The sequence below is a fragment of the Kribbella sp. NPDC000426 genome, from assembly GCF_040300265.1.
In the GTDB taxonomy this organism is placed as follows: Bacteria; Actinomycetota; Actinomycetes; order Propionibacteriales; family Kribbellaceae; genus Kribbella.
Genome location: NZ_JBEPDK010000004.1, coordinates 797,500 through 821,732, shown reverse-complemented (window position 1 = coordinate 821,732; position 24,233 = coordinate 797,500). Strand labels below are relative to the sequence as shown.

22 protein-coding genes and 7 tRNA genes are annotated in these 24,233 nt (G+C 66.3%); 12 read left to right on the top strand and 17 right to left on the bottom strand.

Annotation, left to right across the window (positions count from 1 at the left end; all coding sequences use genetic code 11):
- The first annotated feature begins 41 nt into the window (after positions 1-41).
- From ABT313_RS23215 to ABT313_RS23200, 4 genes are all read left to right on the top strand, one after another.
- The gene (locus tag ABT313_RS23215) at positions 42-1,289 is read left to right on the top strand and encodes a YihY/virulence factor BrkB family protein (protein ID WP_350857350.1); all 1,248 of its coding nucleotides are present in this window, start codon (positions 42-44) and stop codon (positions 1,287-1,289) included.
- Between the two features lie 148 nt (positions 1,290-1,437).
- Positions 1,438-2,505, top strand: a complete 1,068-nt coding sequence (gene rsgA, locus ABT313_RS23210; RefSeq protein ID WP_350857347.1) for a ribosome small subunit-dependent GTPase A — start codon at positions 1,438-1,440, stop codon at positions 2,503-2,505.
- 16 nt (positions 2,506-2,521) lie between these two features.
- Entirely contained in the window at positions 2,522-3,265 is a 744-nt protein-coding gene (locus tag ABT313_RS23205) for an SDR family NAD(P)-dependent oxidoreductase (protein ID WP_350857344.1), read from the top strand.
- Positions 3,266-3,469: 204 nt separating this feature from the next.
- Positions 3,470-4,261: an EamA family transporter gene (locus tag ABT313_RS23200; protein WP_350857341.1), complete on the top strand. Its 792-nt coding sequence runs from the start codon at positions 3,470-3,472 to the stop codon at positions 4,259-4,261.
- 569 nt (positions 4,262-4,830) lie between these two features.
- Here the strand turns inward: ABT313_RS23200 and ABT313_RS23195 are convergent.
- The 4 genes from ABT313_RS23195 to ABT313_RS23180 form a co-directional block, all read right to left on the bottom strand.
- Positions 4,831-4,902, bottom strand: a tRNA-Val gene (locus ABT313_RS23195).
- A gap of 26 nt (positions 4,903-4,928) precedes the next feature.
- A tRNA-Cys gene (locus ABT313_RS23190) sits at positions 4,929-4,999 on the bottom strand.
- A gap of 29 nt (positions 5,000-5,028) precedes the next feature.
- A tRNA-Gly gene (locus ABT313_RS23185) sits at positions 5,029-5,101 on the bottom strand.
- A gap of 166 nt (positions 5,102-5,267) precedes the next feature.
- Positions 5,268-6,137, bottom strand: a complete 870-nt coding sequence (locus ABT313_RS23180; protein ID WP_350857338.1) for a sigma-70 family RNA polymerase sigma factor — start codon at positions 6,135-6,137, stop codon at positions 5,268-5,270.
- 102 nt (positions 6,138-6,239) lie between these two features.
- Here ABT313_RS23180 and ABT313_RS23175 point away from each other — a divergent pair, with 102 nt between their 5' ends.
- Entirely contained in the window at positions 6,240-6,680 is a 441-nt protein-coding gene (locus tag ABT313_RS23175) for a pyridoxamine 5'-phosphate oxidase family protein (RefSeq protein WP_350857335.1), read from the top strand.
- Between the two features lies 1 nt (position 6,681).
- Here ABT313_RS23175 and ABT313_RS23170 read toward each other — a convergent pair whose 3' ends face one another.
- Positions 6,682-7,605, bottom strand: a complete 924-nt coding sequence (locus ABT313_RS23170; RefSeq protein WP_350857332.1) for a hypothetical protein — start codon at positions 7,603-7,605, stop codon at positions 6,682-6,684.
- A gap of 59 nt (positions 7,606-7,664) precedes the next feature.
- Here ABT313_RS23170 and ABT313_RS23165 point away from each other — a divergent pair, with 59 nt between their 5' ends.
- A complete protein-coding gene (locus tag ABT313_RS23165; RefSeq protein ID WP_350857329.1) occupies positions 7,665-8,630 on the top strand; it encodes an aldo/keto reductase in 966 nt (321 codons plus the stop codon).
- 30 nt (positions 8,631-8,660) lie between these two features.
- On the opposite strand, the gene ABT313_RS23160 is transcribed toward ABT313_RS23165, so the two are convergent.
- The 6 genes from ABT313_RS23160 to ABT313_RS23135 all read right to left on the bottom strand — a co-directional run bounded on the left by ABT313_RS23160 (position 8,661) and on the right by ABT313_RS23135 (position 16,235).
- Positions 8,661-9,224 carry a hypothetical protein gene (locus tag ABT313_RS23160; RefSeq protein WP_350857326.1) on the bottom strand — a complete coding sequence of 188 codons (564 nt, stop codon included), beginning with the start codon at positions 9,222-9,224 and terminating at the stop codon, positions 8,661-8,663.
- Positions 9,225-9,416: 192 nt separating this feature from the next.
- Positions 9,417-10,043, bottom strand: a complete 627-nt coding sequence (locus tag ABT313_RS23155; protein WP_350857324.1) for a hypothetical protein — start codon at positions 10,041-10,043, stop codon at positions 9,417-9,419.
- Positions 10,044-10,068: 25 nt separating this feature from the next.
- On the bottom strand, positions 10,069-11,526 hold the full coding sequence (locus tag ABT313_RS23150) for a hypothetical protein (protein ID WP_350857321.1): 1,458 nt from the start codon (positions 11,524-11,526) through the stop codon (positions 10,069-10,071).
- Positions 11,527-11,539: 13 nt separating this feature from the next.
- Entirely contained in the window at positions 11,540-13,945 is a 2,406-nt protein-coding gene (locus ABT313_RS23145) for an ATP-binding protein (protein ID WP_350857318.1), read from the bottom strand.
- The gene (locus ABT313_RS23140) at positions 13,946-15,685 is read right to left on the bottom strand and encodes a ThiF family adenylyltransferase (protein WP_350857315.1); all 1,740 of its coding nucleotides are present in this window, start codon (positions 15,683-15,685) and stop codon (positions 13,946-13,948) included.
- 7 nt (positions 15,686-15,692) lie between these two features.
- Positions 15,693-16,235, bottom strand: a complete 543-nt coding sequence (locus ABT313_RS23135) for a hypothetical protein (protein WP_350857312.1) — start codon at positions 16,233-16,235, stop codon at positions 15,693-15,695.
- Positions 16,236-16,939: 704 nt separating this feature from the next.
- Here ABT313_RS23135 and ABT313_RS23130 point away from each other — a divergent pair.
- Entirely contained in the window at positions 16,940-17,092 is a 153-nt protein-coding gene (locus ABT313_RS23130) for a hypothetical protein (protein WP_350857310.1), read from the top strand.
- A gap of 152 nt (positions 17,093-17,244) precedes the next feature.
- Here the strand turns inward: ABT313_RS23130 and ABT313_RS23125 are convergent.
- A tRNA-Val gene (locus ABT313_RS23125) sits at positions 17,245-17,316 on the bottom strand.
- 124 nt (positions 17,317-17,440) lie between these two features.
- On the opposite strand from ABT313_RS23125, the gene ABT313_RS23120 reads away from it, so the two are divergent.
- Positions 17,441-18,007 (top strand): CGNR zinc finger domain-containing protein, encoded by a 567-nt coding sequence (locus tag ABT313_RS23120; protein ID WP_350857307.1) that lies wholly within the window; start codon positions 17,441-17,443, stop codon positions 18,005-18,007.
- A gap of 188 nt (positions 18,008-18,195) precedes the next feature.
- Here ABT313_RS23120 and ABT313_RS23115 read toward each other — a convergent pair whose 3' ends face one another.
- Positions 18,196-19,008, bottom strand: coding sequence for an aminotransferase class IV (locus ABT313_RS23115; RefSeq protein ID WP_350857304.1), 813 nt, complete (start codon positions 19,006-19,008; stop codon positions 18,196-18,198).
- 166 nt (positions 19,009-19,174) lie between these two features.
- Here ABT313_RS23115 and ABT313_RS23110 point away from each other — a divergent pair.
- From ABT313_RS23110 to ABT313_RS23100, 3 genes are all read left to right on the top strand, one after another.
- A tRNA-Gly gene (locus ABT313_RS23110) sits at positions 19,175-19,247 on the top strand.
- Between the two features lie 61 nt (positions 19,248-19,308).
- Positions 19,309-19,379 (top strand) — tRNA-Cys (locus tag ABT313_RS23105).
- A gap of 32 nt (positions 19,380-19,411) precedes the next feature.
- Positions 19,412-19,483: transfer RNA gene (locus tag ABT313_RS23100), tRNA-Val, on the top strand.
- Between the two features lie 616 nt (positions 19,484-20,099).
- On the opposite strand, the gene ABT313_RS23095 is transcribed toward ABT313_RS23100, so the two are convergent.
- Positions 20,100-20,606, bottom strand: a complete 507-nt coding sequence (locus tag ABT313_RS23095; protein ID WP_350857301.1) for a GNAT family N-acetyltransferase — start codon at positions 20,604-20,606, stop codon at positions 20,100-20,102.
- A 164-nt stretch (positions 20,607-20,770) separates the two neighbouring features.
- Between ABT313_RS23095 and ABT313_RS23090 the strand changes: the two genes are divergently transcribed.
- Complete coding sequence (locus tag ABT313_RS23090; protein WP_350857843.1) at positions 20,771-21,676, top strand: zinc-binding dehydrogenase; 906 nt, start codon at positions 20,771-20,773, stop codon at positions 21,674-21,676.
- Here the strand turns inward: ABT313_RS23090 and ABT313_RS23085 are convergent.
- The 3 genes from ABT313_RS23085 to ABT313_RS23075 are packed head-to-tail and all read right to left on the bottom strand — an operon-like array spanning position 21,666 to position 24,214.
- The gene (locus tag ABT313_RS23085) at positions 21,666-22,268 is read right to left on the bottom strand and encodes a formylglycine-generating enzyme family protein (protein WP_350857298.1); all 603 of its coding nucleotides are present in this window, start codon (positions 22,266-22,268) and stop codon (positions 21,666-21,668) included. The two genes, ABT313_RS23090 and ABT313_RS23085, sit on opposite strands and share 11 nt — an antisense overlap.
- Positions 22,268-23,719 carry an ArnT family glycosyltransferase gene (locus tag ABT313_RS23080; protein ID WP_350857296.1) on the bottom strand — a complete coding sequence of 484 codons (1,452 nt, stop codon included), beginning with the start codon at positions 23,717-23,719 and terminating at the stop codon, positions 22,268-22,270. The genes ABT313_RS23085 and ABT313_RS23080 overlap by 1 nt, the downstream gene beginning before the upstream one ends.
- Before the next feature lie 12 nt (positions 23,720-23,731).
- Complete coding sequence (locus ABT313_RS23075) at positions 23,732-24,214, bottom strand: SDR family NAD(P)-dependent oxidoreductase (protein ID WP_350857291.1); 483 nt, start codon at positions 24,212-24,214, stop codon at positions 23,732-23,734.
- Between the last annotated feature and the right edge of the window lie 19 nt (positions 24,215-24,233).

The following is a 24,233-nucleotide window of genomic DNA, read 5'->3' as shown; positions in this document are numbered from 1 at the left end:
CACGTATCGGGGCAGGACCCACTGGTGGGAGCTCCCTCTCATTGGCATGGGTTCGCCGGATCCCCGCGACGACCTGGAGTCTGCTGACGCAGACCGTCGGGGTGTGCTTGCGGTACCGCGTCACCGGGCTCGCGGCCGAGGGGGCGTTCTTCGCGATCCTCTCGCTGCCGCCGCTGATCTTCGGACTTGCCGGCTCGCTGGGTTACATCGCGAGCAAGTGGTTCGAGGTCGAGACGATCAACGACATCAAGCAGCAGATCGTCGACCTGGCCGCCCGCGCGCTGACCGACGACTCGATCAAGAGCGTGATCTCGCCGACCCTCGACCAGGTCCTGAACGGCGGCCGGCCGGACGTCATCTCGATCGGTTTCGTGCTGTCGCTGTGGTCCGGCAGCCGCGCGCTGAACGTGTTCGTCGACACGATCACGATCATGTACGGGATGGGCGGCAAACGCGGCATCGTCCGGACCCGCGCGCTGTCCTTCAGCTTGTACTGCGCCGCACTCATCATCGGCGTCATCGTCCTGCCGCTGGTGCTGGCCGGTCCGGACGCGGTCCAGGCGCTCCTGCCGCACCGGCTCGACTTCCTGAACCAGCTGTACTGGCCGGTCGTCACCATCCTGTCCGCAGGCTTCTTGAACACGCTGTACCACCTGTCCGTGCCGATCCGCACCCCGTGGGTCTCAGACCTGCCCGGGTCGTTCCTGGCGCTGTCGATCTGGATCCTGGGCAGCTTCGTACTGCGCTGGGTCCTGCAGAGCACGGTCGGCGGTACGTCGATCTACGGTCCGCTGGCCGCGCCCATCGCCGTACTGATGTGGCTGTACATGACAGCTATCGCGGTACTGATCGGTGCTGCGTTGAACGCTGTGGTGGACCGGCTGTGGCCGCACAAGCAGCATGTCGCCGAAGTGAAGGCCCAGGCTGCCGAGGACGACGAGGTCGAGCCGGTGATGAAGGCGGAGCCTGAGCGGCACCATGAGCAAACGCGGACGCCGCTGAACTCTGACGAGCGTCCGGAGGCGCAGGCGGCGCGCAGGGTCGAGGAGCTTGCTGAGCGACCGCTGAAGTCGGCACCTGCGGCGGCTGCTGCACCTGCTGCTACACCTGCTGCACCTGCTGTGGCGCCCGGGAAGCCGGCGCCTGGGAAGCCTGCTGCCGAGCCGCCTGCTGAGGCTGCTGGTGGGCCTCGTGCAGAGTCTTCTGCAGAGGCTCCGGCTGAGCCTGTGCGGCGGACTGCTTCCGTCGGAAAATCCGGTGCGCAGGGTGACACCGACGACCTAGTCTGACCACATCAGACGGTCCCTGGCTCGGGACCGACCGGACCGGAGGGAGGCAGCCGCCATGAGCTACTACCAGGCCCAACGGCCTGCTGTCTCCGACACTGTCCGTCCGCTGAGCTGAGCTCGCGGCCGGGCCCTCTGAAAGGTTCGCCGCATGTCAGCCACACTCCAGGCCCTGGGACTCGACAGCTCCACGGCCGACTTCCTGCAATCCGTCCCGGAAGAGCTGGTCCCGGGACGCGTCGCCCGGGTCGACAAGGGCCTGGCGACGGTCTTCACCGCGGACGGCCCGGTCCGCGCGAGCTGGTCCGGCGCACTGCTCACCGCGATCGCCTCCGACGCCCAGGCCGGCCCATGTACAGGGGACTGGGTCTTGCTGCGCTCCTGGCCGGACGACCGCATCACGGTGGATTCGGTGCTCCCACGCCGTACTGCGATCGTCCGCGCGGAGGTCGGCGGGTCGTCCCGCGGGCAGGTACTCGCGTCGAACGTCGATGTGATCGCCATCGTCGTCGGACTGGTCCCGGAGCCGAACATCGTGCGTATCGAGCGCTTCATGGCGCTGGCGTGGGAGAGCGGCGCGCGGCCGGTCGTCGTACTCACCAAGTCCGACCTGGTCGGGGACGCCGACTCAGTTGCTGAGGACGTGGCGCTGGCCGCGCCAGGAGCCGAAGTACTGGTGTGCAGTGCGACCACTGGCGCGGGGATGGACGGCGTACGCGGACTGCTGGACGGGAACGCCACAGTGGCGTTGCTGGGTTCCAGTGGGGCGGGCAAGTCGTCGCTGGTGAACGCACTGGCCGGTGTGGAGCTGCTGGACGTCCAGGACATCCGCGAGGACGGCAAGGGGCGTCACACGTCGGTGCGGCGTGAGCTGATCGTGCTGCCGACCGGTGGGGTCGTCATCGACACGCCCGGGCTGCGGGGGATCGGTCTGCAGGAGTCAGGGGAGGGGCTGGCGGCGGCGTTCCCGGACATCACCGCGCTGGCGGAGCAGTGCAAGTTCAAGGACTGCTCACACGTGATGGAGCCTGACTGTGCGGTGCGGGCAGCTCTGGACGACGGTTCGTTGCCGTACCGCCGGTACGACAGCTGGGTGAAGCTGCAGCGGGAGGCGGCATACATGGCACGTCGTGCGGACATCCGGCTCCGCAGCGAGGCGAAGAAGGAGTGGGCCCGCGCCAGCAAGTCCTACCGCCGCGACCACAAGCCACGACCCTGATGAAATGATTGGTTGCGTGAACCGATCAGTGCTGGTGACTGGGGCATCGCGGGGGATCGGAGCGGCGACGGCGCGTGCGTTCGCCGCAGCGGGGGATCAGGTGGCAGTGCATTACAGCGCTTCGGCGGATGCTGCCGCCCAGGTGTTGAAGGAGCTGCCTGGCACGGGGCACGTGATGGTGCAGGCCAACCTGGCTGATCCGGCGGCGATCGAGTCGATGGTCGAGGACGCTGCCCGGGCGCTGGGCGGCATCGACGTACTCGTGAACAACGCCGGGCTCTACGTGCCGCACCGGATCCGCGAGACGACGTACGCCGAGTGGCAGCAAGCGTGGAACGACACCCTCGCGGTCAACCTCGTCGGCCCGTCCAACGTCACCTGGTGCGCGGTCCAGCACATGGGCCGCGGCGGCCGCATCGTCAACGTCTCGTCCCGCGGCGCCTTTCGTGGCGAGCCGAACCAGCCTGCGTACGGCGCATCGAAGGCCGCGATCGTCTCGTTCACCCAGTCCCTCGCCCGCGCGCTCGGCCCGGAAGGCATCGCCGTCACCGCCATCGCTCCCGGCTGGACAGTCACCGATATGGCTGCCGTCAACCTCGCGGGCGAAGGCTACGACCGTCGCCGCCTCGAAAGCCCTCTGGAGCGAGTGGCCGACCCTTCCGAGGTAGCTGCCGCAATCCTTTACCTGGCGTCTCCCGAGGCTGAGTTCGCCACCGGCACTGTCCTCGACTTCAACGGCGGCTCGTACCTCCGCATGTAAACCAGTCGCCGGTCCCCGGTGGACTGGCTAAGGTCCATCTCGTGCATCGCATCATCTGCCCGCCGGCCGCCGCTTAGCGGACGGCTTCCTCGCGCCCGGTCGATCTGACCGCCGGGCTTCTTCGGGCTGTTCGCAGACGCCCCGATCACCAGTTGCGAACATCCGGAGTGTCCGATGCACCGTCTTTCGACCAGACGTGCCTTCGTGTACGTCGTTCTCGCCGGCCTCGCCTGGGGCACCGGCGGCCCCACCGGCGCGCTGTTGTCCCAGTACGCCGGCCTGACGCCGACCGCCACGTCCTTCTGGCGCCTCACCGCAGCCGCCCTCTGGCTGGCCCTGGCCCGCAAAGCCCTCCGCCGCCCCTCGATCCGCTCAGTCATCGCCGCGAACCCGCTCCGCCACGTCCTGAGTGGTATCGGCCTGGCCGTCTGCCAACTCGGCTACTTCGCCGCCATCCCACGAGTAGGCGTAGGAATCGCCACGGTCATAGCCCTAGGCGCCGGCCCCGTCCTCATCACCCTGGCAACCAGAGAACGCCTGACCCCCGCCATCGCGGTCGCCCTGCTCGGCCTCACCCTCCTAACCGCAGACACAGGCTCAGCCAACGCGTTAGGCATAGCCGCAGCCCTACTCTCAGCCGCCGGCTACGCCACCACAACCATCCTCAACCGCAACACCACAGACCCTCTGACCAACGCATTCCTAGGCTTCGCCGTAGGAGCCGTCCTCCTCCTACCGTTCGCCGCCCTCCCCACCACCCCCACAGGCTGGCTCCTAATCACCTACTTCGGCCTAGTCCCCACAGCCCTCGCCTACACCCTCTTCTACAAGGCCCTAACCACCCTCACCCCCGCAACAGCATCAGTAACAGCCCTCGTAGAACCCATAGCAGCCACAGCCCTAGCCATCACCTTCTTCCACGAACACCCCACCCCCGTCTCCACCGCAGGAGCCGCCCTACTCCTCCTAGCCATAACAACCCAACCCCGCCGCTAACCCACGCCGGGCGCCTGACTGACCTGCGAACCTGACCCGGGCGGGTGAGCGACCTACGAACCCGGCCCGGGCGGGTGAGCGACCTACGAACCCGGCCCGGGCGGGTGAGCCACCTGCGTTCCCCGCCCGGGCGAGGAGCGAGCTGCGATCTCACCCCGGCGGGTGAGCGAGGCGAGAACCCAGCCCGGGGCCGGTGAGCGAACTGCGAGCTCAACCCGGGCCGGTGAGCGAACTGCAAACCCGGCCCGGGCAAGTGAGCGAATTGCAAACCCTGCCCGGACCCGTGAGCGAACTGCAAACTCAGCCGACGCCGGCGAGTGAGCTGCAAACGCAACCAGGGCGGTGAGTGAACTGCGAACCCAGCCGACGCCGGTGAACGAACTGCTTAACCCAACCCAAGCAGGTGAGTTAACTGCACACCCGACCACCGCCGCCGAGCGCAGCGAAGGCACAAGGGGGTGCGGGTGGCGAAGCCCCCGCTCCGCGGCGAGCGAAGCGAAGCCGCACAAATGACGAAGGCGAGGCGGTCAGCGCAGAACCTGCGCGACACACCTCGCCTATCGGCTTCGTGGACGATACTGGGATCGAACCAGTGACCTCTTCCGTGTCAGGGAAGCGCGCTACCGCTGCGCCAATCGTCCGGGAATCTCAACAATACTGAGGTTCGAGGTGGAGACGGGATTCGAACCCGTGTACACGGCTTTGCAGGCCGTTGCCTCGCCTCTCGGCCACTCCACCAGTGAGAAAGCTGGGCCGAACCCTCTCCGAGCGGACGACCGGGTTCGAACCGGCGACCTCAACCTTGGCAAGGTTGCGCTCTACCAACTGAGCTACGTCCGCATCACCCCGAGCATTTTCCCTCGGTGCGAGAGCAGAACAGTAGCGCACTTTCCGCCCGGACAAAAACCGGATTCCACCCTGTTGTCATTCGGGTACGGCGAGCGTGAATCGCACCTCATCCGTCACACGAGTCACAGCGATCGTGTCCACTCGCCACGCCGTCCGATCAGGACGCCAACACCTCGAGATCGACGGTTTGCAGGTAGTCGGCATCGCCGCGGAGGTTGATGGTCGCGACACGCCCGTCGACGACCGTGAAAGAGAACACAACGACCGGTTCGCCGCGCTGCATCCACACCAGCCCGGGCATCCCGTCGACGAGCATGAGTTTCGCCGCCTGTGCCCGTCCGTTGAAGGCCCGGGCGACGCGGTCGTGCCCGACGATGCTCGCCGCGATCCCGCGTTCGGATGCGCCGGCGTCGGCCCGTACGACGACTTCCGGATCAAGCACCTCGAGCAGGGCCGAGAAGTCCGCGTTGCGGGCGGCGGCCAGGAATGCGCTGACCACTTCCTGCTGCCGGACGACGTCGACGCTGGACGGTTCCGGCGTACCGCGGACTCTGCGGCGAGCCCGGCTCGCGATCTGCCGCGCGGCCGCCGGCGACTTGCCGATGATCGGCGCGATGTCTTCGAACGGTACGGCGAAGAGGTCGTGCAGTACGAACGCGAGCCGTTCCGCCGGCGACAGTGTCTCGAGTACGACAAGGAGCGCGAGCCCGACCGAGTCCGCCTGGACTGCTTCGAGCTCGGGATCGGGTACGACGCCGTCCGCGAGCACGGGGGAGTGGTCGCTGACCGGCAGCTCGGGCCGGCCGCGGCGGGTGCGCAGCATGTCGAGGCAGATCCGCCCGACGACGGTGGTCAACCAGCCGCCGAGGTTGTCGATGGTGGCGGTGTCGCTGCGGCTGAGCCGGATCCAGGTCTCCTGGACGGCGTCCTCGGCCTCCGGTTCAGAGCCTAGGATCCGGTACGCGACAGCCCGCAGGCGGTCCCGGTTCTGCTCGAACCGTGTCGCGAGCCAGTCGTCCGCGTCCATGTCCATCACCATTCCACGTGTCACACCACCCGGCCCAGCGCCGTCATCCCGATGACGTAGTACCGGGACCACATGTGACATCAGAACGAAGAGGAGCACGCCATGACGGCACCACCGCGCCCGCTGCCCGTACGCAAGCAGGACATGTTGCGCCGCTTCGACCAGGACGTCGACGCCTGGGTGTCAACAGCCTCGCTGGACGGTACGCCGTACCTGATGCCCCTGTCGTTCCTGTGGTCCGACGACACCCTGCTGCTCTCCACCACCGTCACCAACCCCACGGCCCGCAATCTGCAGACCAATCCCAAGGTCCAGCTGACGATCGGCCAAGTCCGCGACGTCATCCACATCACCGGCACCGCCGCCGTCACAGACGCCACCGAAGCCGAGGCCGAGTCCTTCGCCACCAAAGCCGGCTTCGACCCGCGCCCCCTCCCGAACTACCCCTTCTTTCGCGTCACCCCCACGAAAATCCAAGCCTGGCGCGAAGTGAACGAACTCAAAGATCGCGTGCTGATGGACAAGGGCGTCTGGCTCGTCTAACTCACCAAAGGAACGACAACTCAGACAAGCTGACATGCGGCCGCTCGGCCAACCACCTGTCGAGGCAGCCGCGTACGTCTTCCTCTGACCCGGCCAGGCCGAGTACGACGGCGTCCGCAGCTGCAGCTGCATGCTGGTGTGCTTCCGGCGACCCGTGGGAGCACTCCGAGCACATCAGCCGGATCCCGGACCACTCGTCGACCCCAAGCCCCGCTGGGCCGGCGAGGTCGGCCAGGGCTTCCTTGTCGTCGGCGTCGGCCCCGACCACTTGCGCCTGCCAGGTCGACAGGCCCGACTCCTCCAGCCGTGCGAGCTCGTCGAACACCGGCACGTCGTTCCGGTGCCCCTTCGGCTCGCCGTCATGCAGTACCACGTCCCTGAACCGGTGACCGCTGTCCGGTAAGGGCACGTTCGAAATCACTGCATGCGCAGGGCTGCGGCGCCAGCACCACACCACCTCGGTGTCGCCGTACGCCGGAACGACCTGATGTGTCAGGCTCGGCCGGTCCGGATTGAGCCGGATCGGCGTCAGCCCGAAGTGTTGGTCGATCGGCCCTGCGCCAGGCTCGATCGTGTCGATGCCGTACTCCGCCCAGGCCCACCGAGCGGTCGCCCAGTCGCCGAGAGCGGTCGCAGCGATCCCGAGATTCCACGCGGCCGGGTTTGCGCCTCCGAACTCGCGCCGCTCCGCATCGGTGATCAGTTCTGCCGCCCGCCGATTCCGTGCCGCCGAATCCGCCCACTCCTGCCGCGCCTTCGAGTACATCCCCGCCTCGAACCACGCACCGAACGAGCGCGGCAGCACCTCGGTCAGCTCCTTTGCCAGCCGACCCGCTCGTTCGGCGTCCCCGGGTTGTACGGCCTCAGCAAACTCCTGCGCCACCTGACGAGGATCACGCCCGCCGCCGCGCCTGAAGATCTTCATCGCGACATTGTGCCGGGTGGGTTGACCTCGAGCGCGCTCCAGGAAGCAGGCTGGAGGGCATGTTGTCTCGAACTCTTGGGAATGGACGGAGTGTCAGTGCGCTCTGCTTGGGCGCGATGAATTTCGGTACGTCGACGCCGAGCGACACCGCGATCGCGATTCTGGATCGGTTCGTGGAGGCGGGCGGGACGTTCATCGACACGTCGAACAACTACAACCAGTGGCACGGGCACGGCGGTGACAGCGAGGAGCTGCTCGGGCGGTGGATGCGGGAGCGCGGCAACCGCGACGAGTTGTTCATCGCCACGAAGTGCGGTGCGCGGACGACCGTCCCCGGCGATCCCGGTGACGCTCACTGGGAAGGGCTCGGTTCGTCTGCGATCAGCGACGCGGTCAAGGGCAGTCTTGCCAGGCTAGGTGTGGAGCAAATCGATTTGTACTACGCGCACATCGACGACCGCGGTACGCCGCTGGACGAGACCGTCGCCGCCGTCGGCCGCCTGGCCGCGGACGGGCTCGTCGACTCGATCGGCTGCAGCAACACGGCCACGTGGCGCCTCGACCGCGCTCGGCAAACCGCTGCCGCACAGGGCGTCGCGCAGTACTCCGTCATCCAGCAGCACTCCAGCTACCTCTGGCCAAACCCGCCCTCGCTCCAGGGCCAGCGTCGCCACGGCACTCCGCACTACCAACACGCAGGCATCGAGCACTTCGACTACCTGTCAGAGCACCCGGACGTCACGCTGGTGGCCTACCAGCCTCTCCTGGCCGGCTCATACACACGCCCCGACCGACCCTTCGAGCCCCGCTACGCCCACCCCACGGCGTACGCCCGCTACCAAGCCCTCCGCCAAGCCGCCCGCACCCTCGACGCGACACCAAACCAGGTCGTCCTGGCCTGGCTCCTACACCACAACGTCGTCCCCCTCTTCGGCGCATCCTCCCTCAACCAACTCGAAGAGGCACTAGCCGCGACCGAACTCCAACTCGACGCCGACCTGATGGATCAGTTGGACAACGCCTGATCGCGTTCGGGCAGCCTCGGCGCTACTGGTTTAGCAAGCCACCATCCAGCACGCGGCAATCCTTTGGGCGCCGGAGAGGCGGGCCATCGAGGCGACGGTCAGCGAGCCGCCTCGAAACGAGCCGTAAGCGATGATTCCGTCGGTCACGTCGATCGATCGGGGGACCCGGGCAGCAAGGAGGCCCGAGCAGGCAGTCCGTGGGACATTCCTCGAGCCGATCGCGGCGCAGTTCATGCCGGGGACGACTCGCTGAGTCGTCTTCTTGCCCAGATTGAGCGGTGTAGCCGGGCCGAGGCTCGGATACGCAATATACGACTTGCCTCCGATCCTCGCCTTGATGTGGTTGGGGTTGCTGTCGTTGCCGGGATAGAGGAAGTAGACATGCGGGGCTGTCTGCGGCTTTGTAAGGTCGCCCTTTTGTGACAGGTAGACAGTCGCGACGACCGCGGTCGAGCTGGAGAGGTTGATCGCAGACCAGGAGTTGACCGCGATCGCCTCCGTCTTGCTGCCGCTGGATGCTGAGTTGTGCGTCGGCAGGTGGTTCAGAGCGCCTTGAAGGGTATCCGGCGGATTTCCCCAACCGAGGACCGGCATCGCGGTGAGTAGGAGCGGGAGCGTCAGTACGACCGCGAGGACCACCCCTACGATCCAGAACCGCGTCCGACGCGGTTGGTCCCCGGCTGGTGGCGTTCGGGGACCGCCGTCGCGGAACGCGGCGCGGATTGCGCTGAGGTTCGGTGCGTCACTCACGTTCATCAACCCCCTGCTCGGCCGGTTCCTGATGGATCAGCCACTCGCCTGTTCGCCTGCAGACTCGCCCGCTTCGGCGTCGTCCTGAGCTGTGTCTGCGGAGGCCTCGTCGGTTTCGACGCCGTTCCAGCCGTCCACGGCATCGATGACGTCGCTCAGTGAGTAGATCTCGTCGGGCGCGTTGGACTCGAGAGAACCGTCGGGTTCCACCCCGTAGCGCGCCAGGGTGTCGCTGGGTACGTCGACCTGGAACACTTCCTTGCCGACTTGATCGTCGCCGTGACCGATCTGGTCAGGCTCGATGTCGAGCTGTGTGTCGCGCGAGCGGTCGGCGACCCAGTTGTCGTCGTTCTGGCGGCCGTCGACGGTTCGACTCATGTACGGCGCGTGGTAGTCACCCCAGGCGATTGTCTTGTCCTCGGCGACATGGACGCGGTCGTCGGTGTCACTGAGGTACATCGCGTCGATACCCTGCGGTTTGGACTCGGGAGTGTGCTGGTCCAGGTGATGTCCGCCGTCGACCGCCTCGATGAAACCGTCCACGACGGCTTCGCCGAACTCGCCGGCATCGCGCCTGGCGTCGGCCTGGTTGCCGGAGTCGATCAGGCCGGCGAGATGGTCGTACTGGTCGCGGAGTGATCCCGGATCCGGTGTGTCAGTCATCGCCTCGGCCCTTCTGGCTGATCGTCTAGACCTCGACGACGATCGTCGGCGAGGTGTCCTTGGTGAGAACGGTCAACGAGTTGAGCAGTCGCGCGAGTCTGGCCGCCTGGTCGTCGACCACCCGAGTGCTGGACACCGACGAAACGCGCACGATGCTCTTGTCGGGCTGATCGCTGATATCGAGCGCGATCTCCGTGGCCGTGACTCCACCGATATATCCAACGATGTCGGTGACGACGGCGATCTTGTCGGGCCGGTCGACCACGATAAGTACGTCCAGCAAGCGCCCACCGGAGAGCGTCGTGTCCGAGTTCCGAAGACCTTCGCGCGCGCCGGACTCTGCATGTGCGACGACGATCGTCAGCTCGCGGGTTTCGTTCCAGATCACGGCCGGCGCGACGCCGACGACCGGGATCTCGGGAATGACGAGGTCCAGCCGCCGCTGCACCGATGGCTCGACGTTCCACCTGGGACCGGTGGCCTTCGGCTCGAGCTGGGAGGTGGCTTCCTGGCTCGAGTCCATGCCGGCATTCTGCGCTGCGCTGCTTGTGCCTGTTGTGGACGGTGTGGTCAATCCGCCGGTGGCCAGTTGCGCGAGCACATCACGAGGATCTTCGTCGAACAACTCGGCGAACAGTGGAAGCACGTCCGAGTACTCCGTCAGCAGATTCGAGAGCAGCTGCTGATGCCGCTCACGCTCCGCCGCGTACTGGTCCGGGAAGGCGACCGCCCAGGCCGGGATCCCGTACATCTCTCCTACCAGACGGTCGGTGTCTGCCGCAGAGAGTGCCTGCCTCGAACCGATGTCGTTGGCGAGTTCGGCACGCGCGATCGCGAGACCTCGCTGCAGGCTGAACAGGTCGGCCTCCGCCCTGGCTTGGGCTGCCTCGATCTCGAACTGTCGTTCGAGATCCTCGAGCGCTACGACTTGCGCGTCTCGTGTAAAGCGGATGTCGAGGACTTCGAGCACCTGCATCACTCCTCGTTCACCCCCTGGGCGCAGCGTGTCGCGGGCGTCGCGGCCTGCGTGCAGTGTGGCGTGCTCCTCACCATCGACAGCGGCGCGGAGGAGCGCCCTGAAATCAGCCTGCAGGGAGGCGGTCGCAGCAGCAACGTAGGCTGTTGTGTTGAGGCCGTAGGTCCGGACTATCTCCAGGAGCTGAGCAGGATTGGACGCCCAGACCGGTTGCGCGAGGATGTCGGCGACCGCTTCTACGCGGGCGCCGTCGGCAAGCCGGACATCGTTCTCGACTACAGTCACAGCTACCGGCGAGGCCTGAAACAGCAGGTACTGGACGTTGCCGACAGCGGGCAGGGCGCGTCCTCGGTTGAAGAGCATGGACCATACCCCGCCGGTCCGGCCGGGAGTTCGGACGTCCCACGCCTTGCCGTTCAGCAAGACGACCGCGAACGTCGCCTCCGGTACATCGAAGGTTCTCTGGTCCAGCGGGTACGGTCCGGTGACAAGCGTCGTAATGTCCATTGTCGGTTCCTGTTCACGAGCTCACGCGGGGCGCGTTCGGATGGGCACGGCGATGCGTTAGTGATGCGGAAATGCCGTCCGCGACTGATCGTGCGACGTCCTGGCTCTGGCGCGCTTGGCTGTCGCTGTACGACGTCAGCAGCGTCAGACCACGCGACAAGGTGCAGTACAACCTCACGCGCACCGCTGCCTCCGAGAGGTCCTCTGAACGCGTCGAGATCTCCGGGAGCACGAGGAGCTTGCGAGCGATCCGTATCGCTCGGTCCTGCAAGCTGTCGGTCGTCGCCCCGACCTCACCGGCCAACACCTTCGGCAGGACGTCGAGCCACTGTGTGCCAGTGCACGGCGCAGGACACCGCGAGCACCAAATGCGCTCTGGGGGAGTGGCTTCGACAACGTCCCGACGAACCCAGGCCGGTGCTGGTTCATGCTCGTTCACCGGTCGGTCGATGATCAGCCGGGTCCCCTGGAAGTACCCGTTGGCGTTGACAACGAGGGCTTCACCGCAGCGGAGGCCGGCGATTTCACTGGGATCCGTCACACCCATTGCGGCAGCGACCCTGTCCAGACCCTCGCCGGCTGCCAGGCGGTGCGTCAACCGGCTGGGGAACAGATCGAAGACGAGATCGGGCAGGTGGCGCGGTACCTGACTGACCAGGATGTAGGCCTGACCGAGACTTCGTTGTGTGGCAAGGGCTTCGGCTACCGCCGATGCCGCGGATTCGTTCGACGAGCCGAGCACCATGTGCGCTTCCTCCAGCACCGCAACATGACTGGCAGGCGGCGCAGGGTGCCGACGTCGATATGCGATCAGCCCGGCCAGGATGAATGCGAACGCTGTGGACCTCGACGTGTTGTCGTCGTAAGCCCCGAGACTTAGGACGGTCGGAATCGACAGCAGTTCCTCCCAGCGGATGCCTGCGGTCGGGCCGCCGGACAAGATGTCGGCGTTGGCCCCGGTGAGAAGACTCTCGATCCGGCTCGTGAGCGAGAGGCGGAGCGCATTCGCTGTCTCGGTGTGGGTTGTTTCCTTGTGCACCTCCGCCAGAACCTCGGCGTACAGATGTGCGAGTGTTGGCCATCCCTGGCTTTCCCCGCTCGCCGCCCATTTCGAGTACAGGTTCTGGACCGCGTTCCGAAGTACGGCGAGGCCGAGCGGGAAGGTCTCCGACAGGCGTGTAGCGCTGTCGAAGCACTCGACCAGGACGCTCGCGAACGAGGCGGAATCAACACCGTCCGGGACCGCCAGAGGGTTGATCCGAAGCCCGTTGTTCCCGAGATCCATCCGACGGACACGACGTCGCGTTCCCGATGCCGGATCGCCGGTCGGCGCGGAGAGGACCATGTCGGCGTAGTCGTCCTTCAGCGGGTCGACAACCAGGAAGGGAACTCCTAAGTCGTCCCATAGTTGCTGCAGCATTGACCTGACAGTCGTCGACTTGCCGAATCCAGTGAGTCCGGTGACCAGCAGATGCTGCGCCAAGTCCTGCACGGGGAACCGGAATGCTTCGCCGGCATCTGTACGACCCAGCAGGAGCGAGCCGGCGGCCCGTACGTGCGGTGTGTAGGCGTTGCGCGTGATGGACCGACGTGCAACCTGGAGAGGCTGTGCCGAAGAGAGCACCGGTATCGGGACGAGAGTGGACATCGTGCGGGAGTTGACGATGTCGCCGGCCAGCAGTGCTCTGATCCGCTGTTCGGTCGGCGCGGCGATTTCATCCCGATCACCCGGAACGCTCGTGCGAGCGAAGTACTGCCCCTGACAGTCGGCGGTCGCAGCTCCTTGCAGTGCGACTGCGAGCAGAGCTGCCTTGTTCTGCGAGCCTCGTAGCAGCATCTGAACCTGTACCAGCCCGACGGATTCACGCAGTCCCTGGAGGGCCGTGCGTACCTCGGGTGCCGAGTGCCCCTCTCGTTGGGAGATCCGTTCGAGCCGACGCTGCGCCATGGTCAGGTCCGTGCGACTCACACTTGTCTTCCGGAGCCGGACCGTCAACTCGAGAGCTTCGTTGCCCATGGCAAGGCGAGGCGCGATCGCGCTCCAGAACCCGGACAACGCCGGCCAGCGGCCGATCGTCGAGTCGCGACGCCCTGAGCCTTGAACCTGTATCTGCAGTCGCGTGGCTCCTGCTGTGGATGGCTTCACCGTCGGTTCCCAGGGTTCGAGGCCGACATGACGCTGCAATCCTTGGAACGAACGCCGCACCGTGTCGGGATCGATGCTGTCGGATTCGACCGATATGGACGAGTCCATCGTCCCGTTGCCGAAGTGACAGCTGACCTCGACAAGCGAGTCACTTGGCAAGTGCGCGACGCCGTCGGCGATGGCATCCAGTACACCGCCTTGGGCAGAGGCAAGACGCGCGTCGTCCAGAGAACCGATGTCCGGGTACCAGAAGACGTGGGATGTGAGTCGCATCTAGACCGGCCCGATCTCGTCGAGGACTGTCGGTCCTTTCTGCCGCTCGGCGAGAAGTGCCTGGAGAAGCGGCCCGCGGTCGACGGTTGAGGGTGTGCGTGACACGGACATCGGGTCGAGTCGATCGTCGAGGTCACCGCACGTCGAGCATTCGGGTCTGCTCTCGGCCTGCATCCAGATCGATTGAAACGCGAGCTGCCCCCAGGCCGACGACAGCGCTTCGGGGAATAACCAGTAGTTCGGCGCCATGCCCATCAGCAAATAGGTGAGTCGCTGGTCGATAGCTGCCTGCATCAATTGGCTGACCGACATTGACGGGTCATGTTCGAGCAGCCCGAGAGCGAGCTTGCACGCGGCCGAACTCAGGTGATGGATGTCTGCCAACAGTCCTGGCTCGGCTACGAGCCTGCCGGTCCCATAGTCCGTTGTCCGTGCCTCGCCGTTGCTCTCACGCACGCCAGCGGTCGAGCAGTCCCAACATGGACCGCCAGGAATCGAGAGGATCACCTCTCCACCGTGCGCGCCCCTGTAGAGCCCCGGATAGATAGACGGTGTTCCGGACCAGTAGGCGAGTTGGCTGGTCCGCAGTTGTGCGACATTGTCGTCCGTCGCTCCGACAACGAGGTCGCTTCTGCGGATCGCTGAGACAAGTAGGTCCGGATCGAGGTCGCTCAAGGCGGCGCGATGAACGTCCACCCGTGCAGACGCGTTGATCGCCGAGATTCGGCGGTGCAGTGCTGCCACTTTCGACAGACCGATGTCGCTGACCGAGTAGAGCGATCGTCCGAGGTTGCCGGGTTCGACGATATCGGGGTCGATCAGCGTCAGGCTCTCGACGCCGGCACGGACCAGGAGTTCAGCGACGTAGGAGCCGACCGAACCACAGCCTACGACCAGCACCTGCCGGTTCCGGAGATCTGTCGACAGAATGCCTCGCGATCGTGCGAAGAGGTCCCCGGCGGCTCGCATCGTCGTTCCGCCGGGCCGCTCTTTTTTTGGACCGGAGCGTTCCGTGAGGTGATTCCGGAGTGCAAGCCGCAGTCGCTCGGCACCGGGGGCCTGCAGATCCCAACTCAGCGAGAGAGGCCGATCGTCCTCGTCATAGATCAGCGGCGGTGAGGCAGGGTAGTCGAGTGGCAACATGACCGTGACGGAGCCGATACCAGGAAAATCGTACTGTCCACCGAGGTAGATCTGATCGCCGCTAGGCACCAGAACAGGCTCCGCAGTGAACGAGGCTCCGGCTGCCTCGAGCGACTCCGCCACCGGAATGACCTGCGGTTTGTCGGCCACGAGAGTGGCTTCATGAGTGAAGGACCGCTCGGCGCGAAAGAACGAGAAACGTGCCTGTCCCAGGAGGAACTCGTGCCTGGCAGGCGGCGTCGCCACGTCGTGCGTGACGATCGGTGCCACGTAGGCCGTCATCTGCGGATTGCTACGAAGTGTCTCCGTATACTCCCGCAGGTCTTGTGACGAGGGCTGAGGCACATAGTGCGGATGTGAGTGCACCACACCTTTGAAGGTTGCCGGCGTCACCGATTCGATGCGCTCGATCTCCGCGATGATCCACGGACTGTTGTGGTAGACGGACCCGGTGGTCTGGGCGCCAACATCGTGGACGAACGATGTCACGGTCGTGGATTCGGGTGGACCGAACAGTACACCGCCCTGTTCCGGCGGATTCTCGCCGAGGGCCTCGTTGATGCGGTGAACGGCGTAGTCAGTAATCCTGATCGTCATGCCGGCGTCAGAGGTTGTTCGCGGAGAACGGGAAGTCGTATCCGGCCATATGAAAATCCATGCCGTTGGCCCAGAGCACGGACTTGGAGTAGGCCTCTTCCAATGTCGGCTGGCCGTTCGCGCCGCCTTCGCGCAGGCAGATGTGTCCATTCGCATACAGATGCGCGTTGTGTGCGTTGTACTTTCCCTCGATCTCGGGGGAAAGTAGGAGAACGCGATACTCCGAGCCGTTGTTGTATGCCAGCATGCTGAACGGATTGCCGAGCTCGGTAGTTATCGTGTAGGCCCAGCCCTTCACACCTCCGGCCTCGATCCAGCGGGCGTTGGGTGGAAGTTTCTGTGAGGCGACCGTTGCGTCGCTGGGCGCCGAGGCGAAGGTTCCTTGCTGAACCTTGGACGTATGCACCGGGTCGTCGCCAAGCCCCATCTGGATGTGCCCGTTCCGCGTGACACTCACGGTCTTCGCCGGATCGGTCGGGTATGGGTTCTGCTCCCGCTGTGCCTCGATCATGGCACGGCGGATCTCGTTAAGGTCGACTTGCGTGGTCACGGTTTCCCCCCTGTGATCCTTCGAACGTCGTGGCGAGATGCTACCAATGCTTACCCCGGAATTGGCTAGACTCCCAGCCGCATCTTTCTGTGAAACGCGACGATCTCCAGCCGCTGCCGACAATCCTGAAATTCGATCCCGAATCGTTAACCAGGACATGTAACACGTGCCGAGAACGCATTTAAACGGCCGCTCCAAGCACCCGATTGCTACGGTCTCGAAGACCACCGTGGCGGAGGCCTAGGAGCTCATCCACAGCTCGAGCATCCGCAACTGTCCTTCCGGAACCCCGGATGGAAGGCGTGCAGGCACTCGGATGGTTCGCCACCCGCCATAGCGTCGGACTGTTCTCGACTGACTTCGCAGAACGTTGGTTGGTGGCGCGACTTCTGCCGGGACGGAGGCAGTGGAGACCGGGCACGGTGCAGCCAAGCTGCTGTCGCGCGACAGGGGGTCTTCGAGCTGTCGGGCTCCGCCAGCCGTTGAGCGGCCTCCACCATTACTGACCGACCCCAATCTTTGGGGGCGAAGACTCGCGCACAGACATGACCTGCGGACCGGCGGTCCATCGGCGTCGCCGTCCAGGGAGCGAGCGGTCTGGCGGTTCCTGGTGACGTGAGACAGGCCAGACCTCGTTGTGCGAGCGGCGACGACGTCGATGCGCCGGACGGCGGCTGGGTCGTCAGGGTGGACAGTCAATCAAGATGCGCGCGCAGGTCGTGACGGCGGTCTCTCGGCGAGCTGACGGCGGGTTGCCGTTCCACGATCTGCGGGACTCGTACGTGTCGTGGCTGATCACCTCGGGCGTCACGGTTCTCGACGTACAGCGGGTGATGGACGCGAGCGGGCGACGGTGACGCTGATGATCTGCACCCGTGTCCAGGGAGCCTCGCAGGAGCTGGTTCTCGGGCGTCCGCTGCCTTTTCGCTGCCAGATGAGGGGATGAAACGACGAGAGCGGGGACCCGGGCTGAGCCCGGGTCCCCGCTCTGATCTGCACTTACCCAACGTGGGCGATACTGGGTTCGAACCAGTGACCTCTTCGGTGTGAACGAAGCGCGCTACCACTGCGCCAATCGCCCGGATGGTGGTGCTGGTGTTTCTTGTGGGGTGGTGCGGGTGAAACCTTAGCGCATGATTGCAGCGACGATCTAATCGGGCCGGGCTACTCTTGCTGCAGGACGGAGATCCCGTCGCGTTGGAGACGTGATTGTGACTTTCTCGCACGACACCGAGCAGGCGCTCGGGACGCTGGTCCGGCTCGTCAACACCATGCCCGGACCGAACAGCCAGGTCGACTCGCTGGAGACGCTCGAGGAACTGGAGAAGTTCGTCCAGGAGCGGGAGTTCAGCGCGGTCGACACGTTGACGGACAAGGACCTGGCCGAGGTCCGTGATCTGCGGCCGCTGTTCGCGCCGGTGTTCACCACGGATTCCGACGCGTCCGCGGCGACGATGATCAACGCGATCATCGCCCGCGGCACGTCGACTCCGCGGCTGACCAACCACGACGGGCACCCGTGGCACATCCACTATTCCCGCGCCGGCGCGTCGCTGGCGTGCCGGATCACGGTGGAGTGCGGGATCGCGCTTGCCCAGGTGATCTCGGCCGGCGAGCGCGAACGCCTCCGCCGCTGCGAGGCGCCGGATTGCGACGACGCCCTGATCGACCTGTCACGGAACCGCTCCAAGCGGTACTGCGACGCCCGCACCTGCGGCAACCGTTTGCACGTAGCGGCCTACCGCGAGCGCCGTAAGGCCTCGGGGGAGTAGCCGGACCGCCACCACTCACCAAGCTCGCCACAACCGGCCGGCCGCCACCTGGCGACCGGCCGTTCGGCTTGCCGGCGTCAGGTTGGTGAGTGGTGGCGGTCCGGGGCGGATCCCCAGGCCAGCACAACGGCACAACGCCGGCGTCTGCTGGCGGCGGGCGACCGGACCGGGCTGATTGTGATGGCCGGTTACGGGTTGGGGTTTTCGGCGGAGCGTTCGGCGAAGATCTTGGCGACCTGGGCTGTGATCGTGCCCGGGGCGGGGAGGTCGCGGTCGTCAATGCGGTGGATGCCTTGGACGTCGCGGGTGGTCGATGTGAGGAAGATCTCCTCGGCCTTGAACAGCTGCTCCAGCGGTACGTCGCGTTCGGTGCCGCCGAACCATTCGAGGATCAGGCTGCGGGTCACGCCGGCCAGTGCGCCCGACTCCAGCGTCGGCGTGACGAGCTCGCCGTCGTACACGCAGAAGATGTTCGAGCCGGTGCCCTCGGCAAGGTTGCCGATCGTGTTGGCGAAGATCGCCTCGCTGCCGCCGCGCTCCTTCGCGTACGCGAGCGCGCGGACGTTCTCGGCGTACGACGTGGTCTTCAGGCCTGCGACCGCGCTGCGCTCGTTGCGGGTCCACGGGACGGTGACGATCGCGGACGTCGCCGACGGCCGCTTGATTTCCTGGGTCGCGAGCAGGATCGTCGGCCCCGACGTACCGCGATCGGACGACAACGGGGAGACACCGCCCGTGTACGTGACCCGCAGCCGCGCGAACTGCATCCCGGGCTCGACCACGGCCTCGATGCCGGTCTCGATCGCCGCGACGTCGGGAGTCGGCAGACCGAGCCCGACCGCGGAACGGACGAGTCGCTCGAGATGCCGTCGTACTGCGAACGGGCGGCCGTTCTCGACCTTGATCGTCTCGAAGACGCCGTCGCCGGTGGTCAGCCCGTGGTCGAGCGGCGAGACGGTCGCCTCGTCGTCCAGCAAGGCGCCGTTGAGCCAGATACGCATGTGGTGCTCCTTCCGCGCAACACCTTAGTGCGCAGGGGATCCGGTACTGCGAGGTGACCGGCTGATGACGGTACGTCGACCTGCCGGGGCACCCCGATTTTTGAAGTCGGCCCGGGATGGGCTAATGTTCTTTTCGCGCCGGGGGACACTGGAACCCGGTCGCAGCGCGGACGTAGCTCAGTTGGTAGAGCGCAACCTTGCCAAGGTTGAGGTCGCCGGTTCGAACCCGGTCGTCCGCTCGGAGAGGGTTCGGCGGGCCAACTTCTCAGTGCCAGCTTTCTCAAAGCCAGCTTACTCAGTGGTGGAGTGGCCGAGAGGCGAGGCAACGGCCTGCAAAGCCGTGTACACGGGTTCGAATCCCGTCTCCACCTCGAGAACCTCAGGTCAAACTGAGCGTTTCTTCGGACGATTGGCGCAGCGGTAGCGCGCTTCCCTGACACGGAAGAGGTCACTGGTTCGATCCCAGTATCGTCCACGAAGCCGATAGGCGAGGTGTGTCGCGCAGTTCCTGCGCTGACCGCCTCGCCTTCGTCATTTGTGCGGCTTCGCTGCGCTCGCCGCGAGCGGGGGCTCCGCCACCCGCACCCCCTGCGCCTTCGCTGCGCTCGGCGGCGGTGGTCGGGTGTGCAGTTAACTCACCGGCTTGGGTCGGGTTTGTGGGTCGGCTCACCCACGGGGGTGGGTGTGCAGCTCGCTCAGGGGCCCTGGTTGCGTTTGCGATTCGCTCCCCGGCCATGCGGGTTGAGTCGGTGCCGCGGGTCGGCTCACCAGGTGGGTTGAGTTGGCGCCGCGGGGCGGTTCACCCGCTGGGTTGGGTTTGCTGGGCTCGGCTCACCGTCGGGGGCGCTCGCTGGTTTGGGTTGGGTTTGCGGGTCGGCTCGTTCGCCGGGTTGGGTTTGCCTGGTTGGCTCACCCGCTGGGTTGGGTGTGTGGGTCGGCTTGCCGCCGGGTTTGTTGGGGGGGGTTGGCTCACGTGCCGGCCGGGGGCAGCGCCTCCGGATGGACCAGGCCCTGCCGGTGGAGCGACCCTCTGGAGCGGATGGCGTTGCCGGGGCTTTGGCGAGGCGGGTGAGATGGGGACCGGTTGGTGGTTAGTTGGTTTTGGGGGTGGAGAGGAAGCGGGGGCTGCCGTTTTGCGCGGGGGTGGTTGGGGTTAGGCCGGCGGTGAGCATTACGTGGGCTGAGGCGGTGTTGGTGGGGTGGCACTCGCCCCAGAGGGTGGGGATTGCCAGGTCCTGGTGACAGTAGGCGAGGGCCGCGCGGAGGGCCTCGGTGGCGTAGCCGTGGGATCTGTGGGCGGGGTGTACGGCGTAGCCGAAGCTCCAGGTGGCCAGGGGATCGATGCTGGCGCCCAGGCCGATCCAGCCGAGGACTTCGGCGTCGCTGCGGCGGGTGATGATCAGTTGGACGTGGGTGCCGTTGCCGGGGTTGCCGGCGTGGGTGTCGACCCATTCGCGGACGGCTTCGGGGGTCCGGGGGCCGTAGTCGTCCATGAAGCGGGCGACTCGTGGATCGGTCCACAGGGTGCACAGGGCGGTGTAGTCGGATTCGATCGGCCAGCGGAGTGCCAGACGGCTGGTCAGCACGGGAAGGGGCATCGCTTACCTCCTGGTGCCCGGAAGTTACCGGGGGAGCTTGGCCGGCTGCCAACGGTTAATGGTGGTGTTAGATTTGCGTCGAACAGATGTACGGTGCGGATCTAACAATTGGGAGGCATGTCGTGCGTGCGTTGGAGCAGGCTTCGGTGGGTGGGCCGGGGGATATGCGGGTGGTTGAGGTTGGGGTGCCGGTGGCCTCGGTGGGGGAAGTGTTGGTGCGGGTGGGGGCCGCGGGGGTGAACTTTGCGGATGTGATGCAGACGCGGGGGACGTACGACGGTGGGCCGCGGCCGCCTTACCTGGCCGGCTTCGAGGCGGCAGGTGAGGTTGTTGCTGTCGGGAGCGACGTCACCGGCGTGGCGGTGGGCGAGCATGTCATCGGGACCGGGTACGGCGCGTTCGCGGAGTACATGGTGATGAGCGACGTGGTGCCGGTCCCGACTGGTTGGACGGACGAGCAGTCGCTTGGTCTGGTGTTGAACTGGGCGACGGCGCTGGCTGCCCTTCGCCACCTGGGGCAGCTGACGACCGGCGACACGGTGCTGATCCACGCGGCCGCGGGTGGTGTCGGCCAAGCGGCGGTGCGGATTGCCAAGTACTACGGGGCGACGGTGATCGCCACGGCGTCCGCGGCGAAGCATGACGTCGTACGGCGGCTTGGGGCGGACCGCGTGATCGAGCTCGGCGAGCTGGACGCCGAGGTGAGTGGCGGCAGCGTTGATGTCGTACTCGAGTCGGTGGGTGGTGAGACGTTCCGGCGGAGTGTCGAGGTTGCCCGGCGCGTGACGGGGAAGGTCATCGTGATCGGCGCCGCGGCGGGGGAGTCGTCGATCAGCAACTGGGAGTTGAACTTCAAGCATCCGGTGCATGTGATCGGGCACCACCTCACCACGTTCATCCAGCACGCGCCGGACCTGTTCGCCGAGGTGATGGCCGAGCTGCAAAGGCTGATCGACGCGGGCGTGTACCCGCCCGGCAGGCCAACCGTCTACGACCTCGCCGACGGCCCGAAGGTGCTCGCCGAGCTAGAAGCCGGCGTCACCGTGGGCAAACTCGCGCTCAAGCCGTGATCGACTGGGCGACGCGGAAGCCCAGATCCTCGATCGCGAACGTCGGATGAGAGCGGCGGCGAACGGTCGAGCCGACGGAGCGTTCCGGGTCGTCGAACCCGCCGCCGCGGAAGATGCGGTAGGAACCGTAGGCGGAGGGATCGTACAGATCCCAGCACCACTCCCACACGTTCCCGAGCATGTCGTGCAGCCCCCACGCGTTGGCCGCCTTCTGGCCCACACTGTGCACCCGCCCGCCGGAGTTCGCGGAGTACCATGCGATCTCGTCGAGCTCTCCATAGCGGTACGCCGGAACGCCCGCCGTGCAAGCCCATTGCCACTCCGCCTCAGTCGGTAACCGATACCCCGGTGAAGCCCGGTCCCAAGCGACGTCCGAGCCGGAGATCTCATAGGCGACAGGAAGCCCGGCATCGACCGACATCTCGTTGCACAGGGCAACAGCGTCGTACCAGCTGACGCCCGTGAGCGGTACGTCGGACGTCGCCACCGGACAACGCCCGAGACGAAACGCGGTCACGTCGACATGCCACCGACGGCCGACCCGATCGTCGCGGAGGAAGATCAGCCCGGCCGGAATCTCTACCAGATCCATCAGTAGAACCGGCGGAGCTTCGGCCACAGCGCGGACCACGGCTCCGCGGGCGACGCGCACACGAACAGCGTCGCGCCGTCCTCGTCGTTCGAGACGATGGCGTCGATGGTCCCGACCTGCTTGCAGTCCCGGAAGTCCGATGTCGGGTAAACGCCGACGAGTAGGACCGGGCCGGTGTTCGTGTCCGGCGGGCGCTCCCAATCGGCGAAGCTCATGTGGCCGGAGTACGCCGTGGGCAGACCATCTGAAGGTCCGTAGCGCCGCAGCGCGCCCGCTTCCCCGTAGTTGCTGGTGAAGATCGTTGCAGTCGACCGCTCCGTCGGCGGGATCTGCTCCCACGCCGTCGCGACCGACGCAGTGAACGCCGGCCAGCCGATCTGTTCGCCCTGCTCCTTGTTCACCGGGATGACGAAGTCGGCGGCGGACGCGGGCAGCACCGGCAGCGTGAACAGCGCCGAGGTCAACGCCGTCAGCACCAATCCGACGACAGCCTGGACGCGGTGCTTATCGACCCACCGGAGCGTCGGCTCGCAACCGGCCGCGACGAGGACGAGGAGGAGCGGCAGGGCGTAGTACGACTTCCCGCCGGCGATCAGGACGATCACGCAGAGCACGGGATAGGCGAGCGCGACCGAGCGCGCCCATTGGAGCTTCCGCCACAGCCGGAGGAAGCCGGCGATCCAGATCGGGACCAGGAAAGGCGACAGCTGCAGGATCTGCAGCGGGATGAACATGATCCGGTTCTCGGTGCCGTCGTCCTCGCTGATCCCGCCGGCGACGGTGAGCTGCGGCCAGCCGTGCTGGAACTGCCACAGCACGTTCGGCAGCGCGACCACCCCGGCCACGGCGACACCTGCGAGCAGCCACCACGAGCGCAGTACGCTGCGTGGTCCGACGATCAGTACGGACACGAGCAGGGCGCCGACCGGCAGCACCACGAGGTACTTGTTCTCCAAGGCGATGCCGGCCGTCAGTCCGAGCGCGAGCCACCAGCGGCCGTCGCCGGTGCGCAGCAGTTTCACCGCGAACAGCCCGATCAGCATCCAGGCGAGCAAGTCGTACGTCGCTGTGGACACCATGTGCCCGACGCCGAGCACGAACCCGGACACGGAAGCGCAGATCGCGGCCAGCACCTGCCCGCGCCGGGCACTGCCGAACTCGCGGGCGAGCAGCGCGATCACGATGATCGTCGCGACGCTGCTCAGCGTCGACAGCACCCGCAGCCCCATCACGGTGTCACCGAAGATGGCGGTGGAGATGCGCGCGATCAGCGGGGTCAGCGGCGGCTGGTCGATGTACCCCCAGCTGAGGTGCTTGCCGGCGACCATGAAGTACAGCTCGTCGCGGTGGTAGCCGTAGCGACCTGAGAGCGCGGTCAGCACGACACCGACGAGCAACGCCACGCCCACCACGGGCCGCGCAGCGAAGGGATGCACCGGAGGGCGGGTCATGGCCGAATGTTGTCAGGCGGACAGGGTCGCCGCTAGTAATTCCGGAGCGGCGCCGCGATCCAGCCGGAGCACCCGTCCGGCGAGGGTCTCGTCCTCGACGAAACGGACCACGCCGTCGGTCACGGCCTCGAGCGGAACCAACGTCGTCGTCAGCCGGATCAGAGCCGCCTTGGCAGCGCTGTACTCCGGTGAGACGTGCGGCCCGAATCCCAACCCAGCAGTCGATCCCACGTTCACCACTGCGCCGCCGCATGCGTTGTTGACCAGGATCTGTGGTTGGCACGCCATCAGCTCGCCGACCGCGTCGTCGTCGCGCAGGTCGACCTGCACGAACCGCGCGGACGGCCCGATCAGCTCCGCCGTACGCCGGCCGTCCGCGGCGTCGAGGTCCGCGACCACCACCGACGCACCCGCCGCAGCGAGGCGCTGGGCGATCGCGCGGCCGATGCCGACCGCGGCTCCGGTAACTATTGCGACCTTTCCGGTGATGTCCATGCCCGAAGGCTGCCACGGG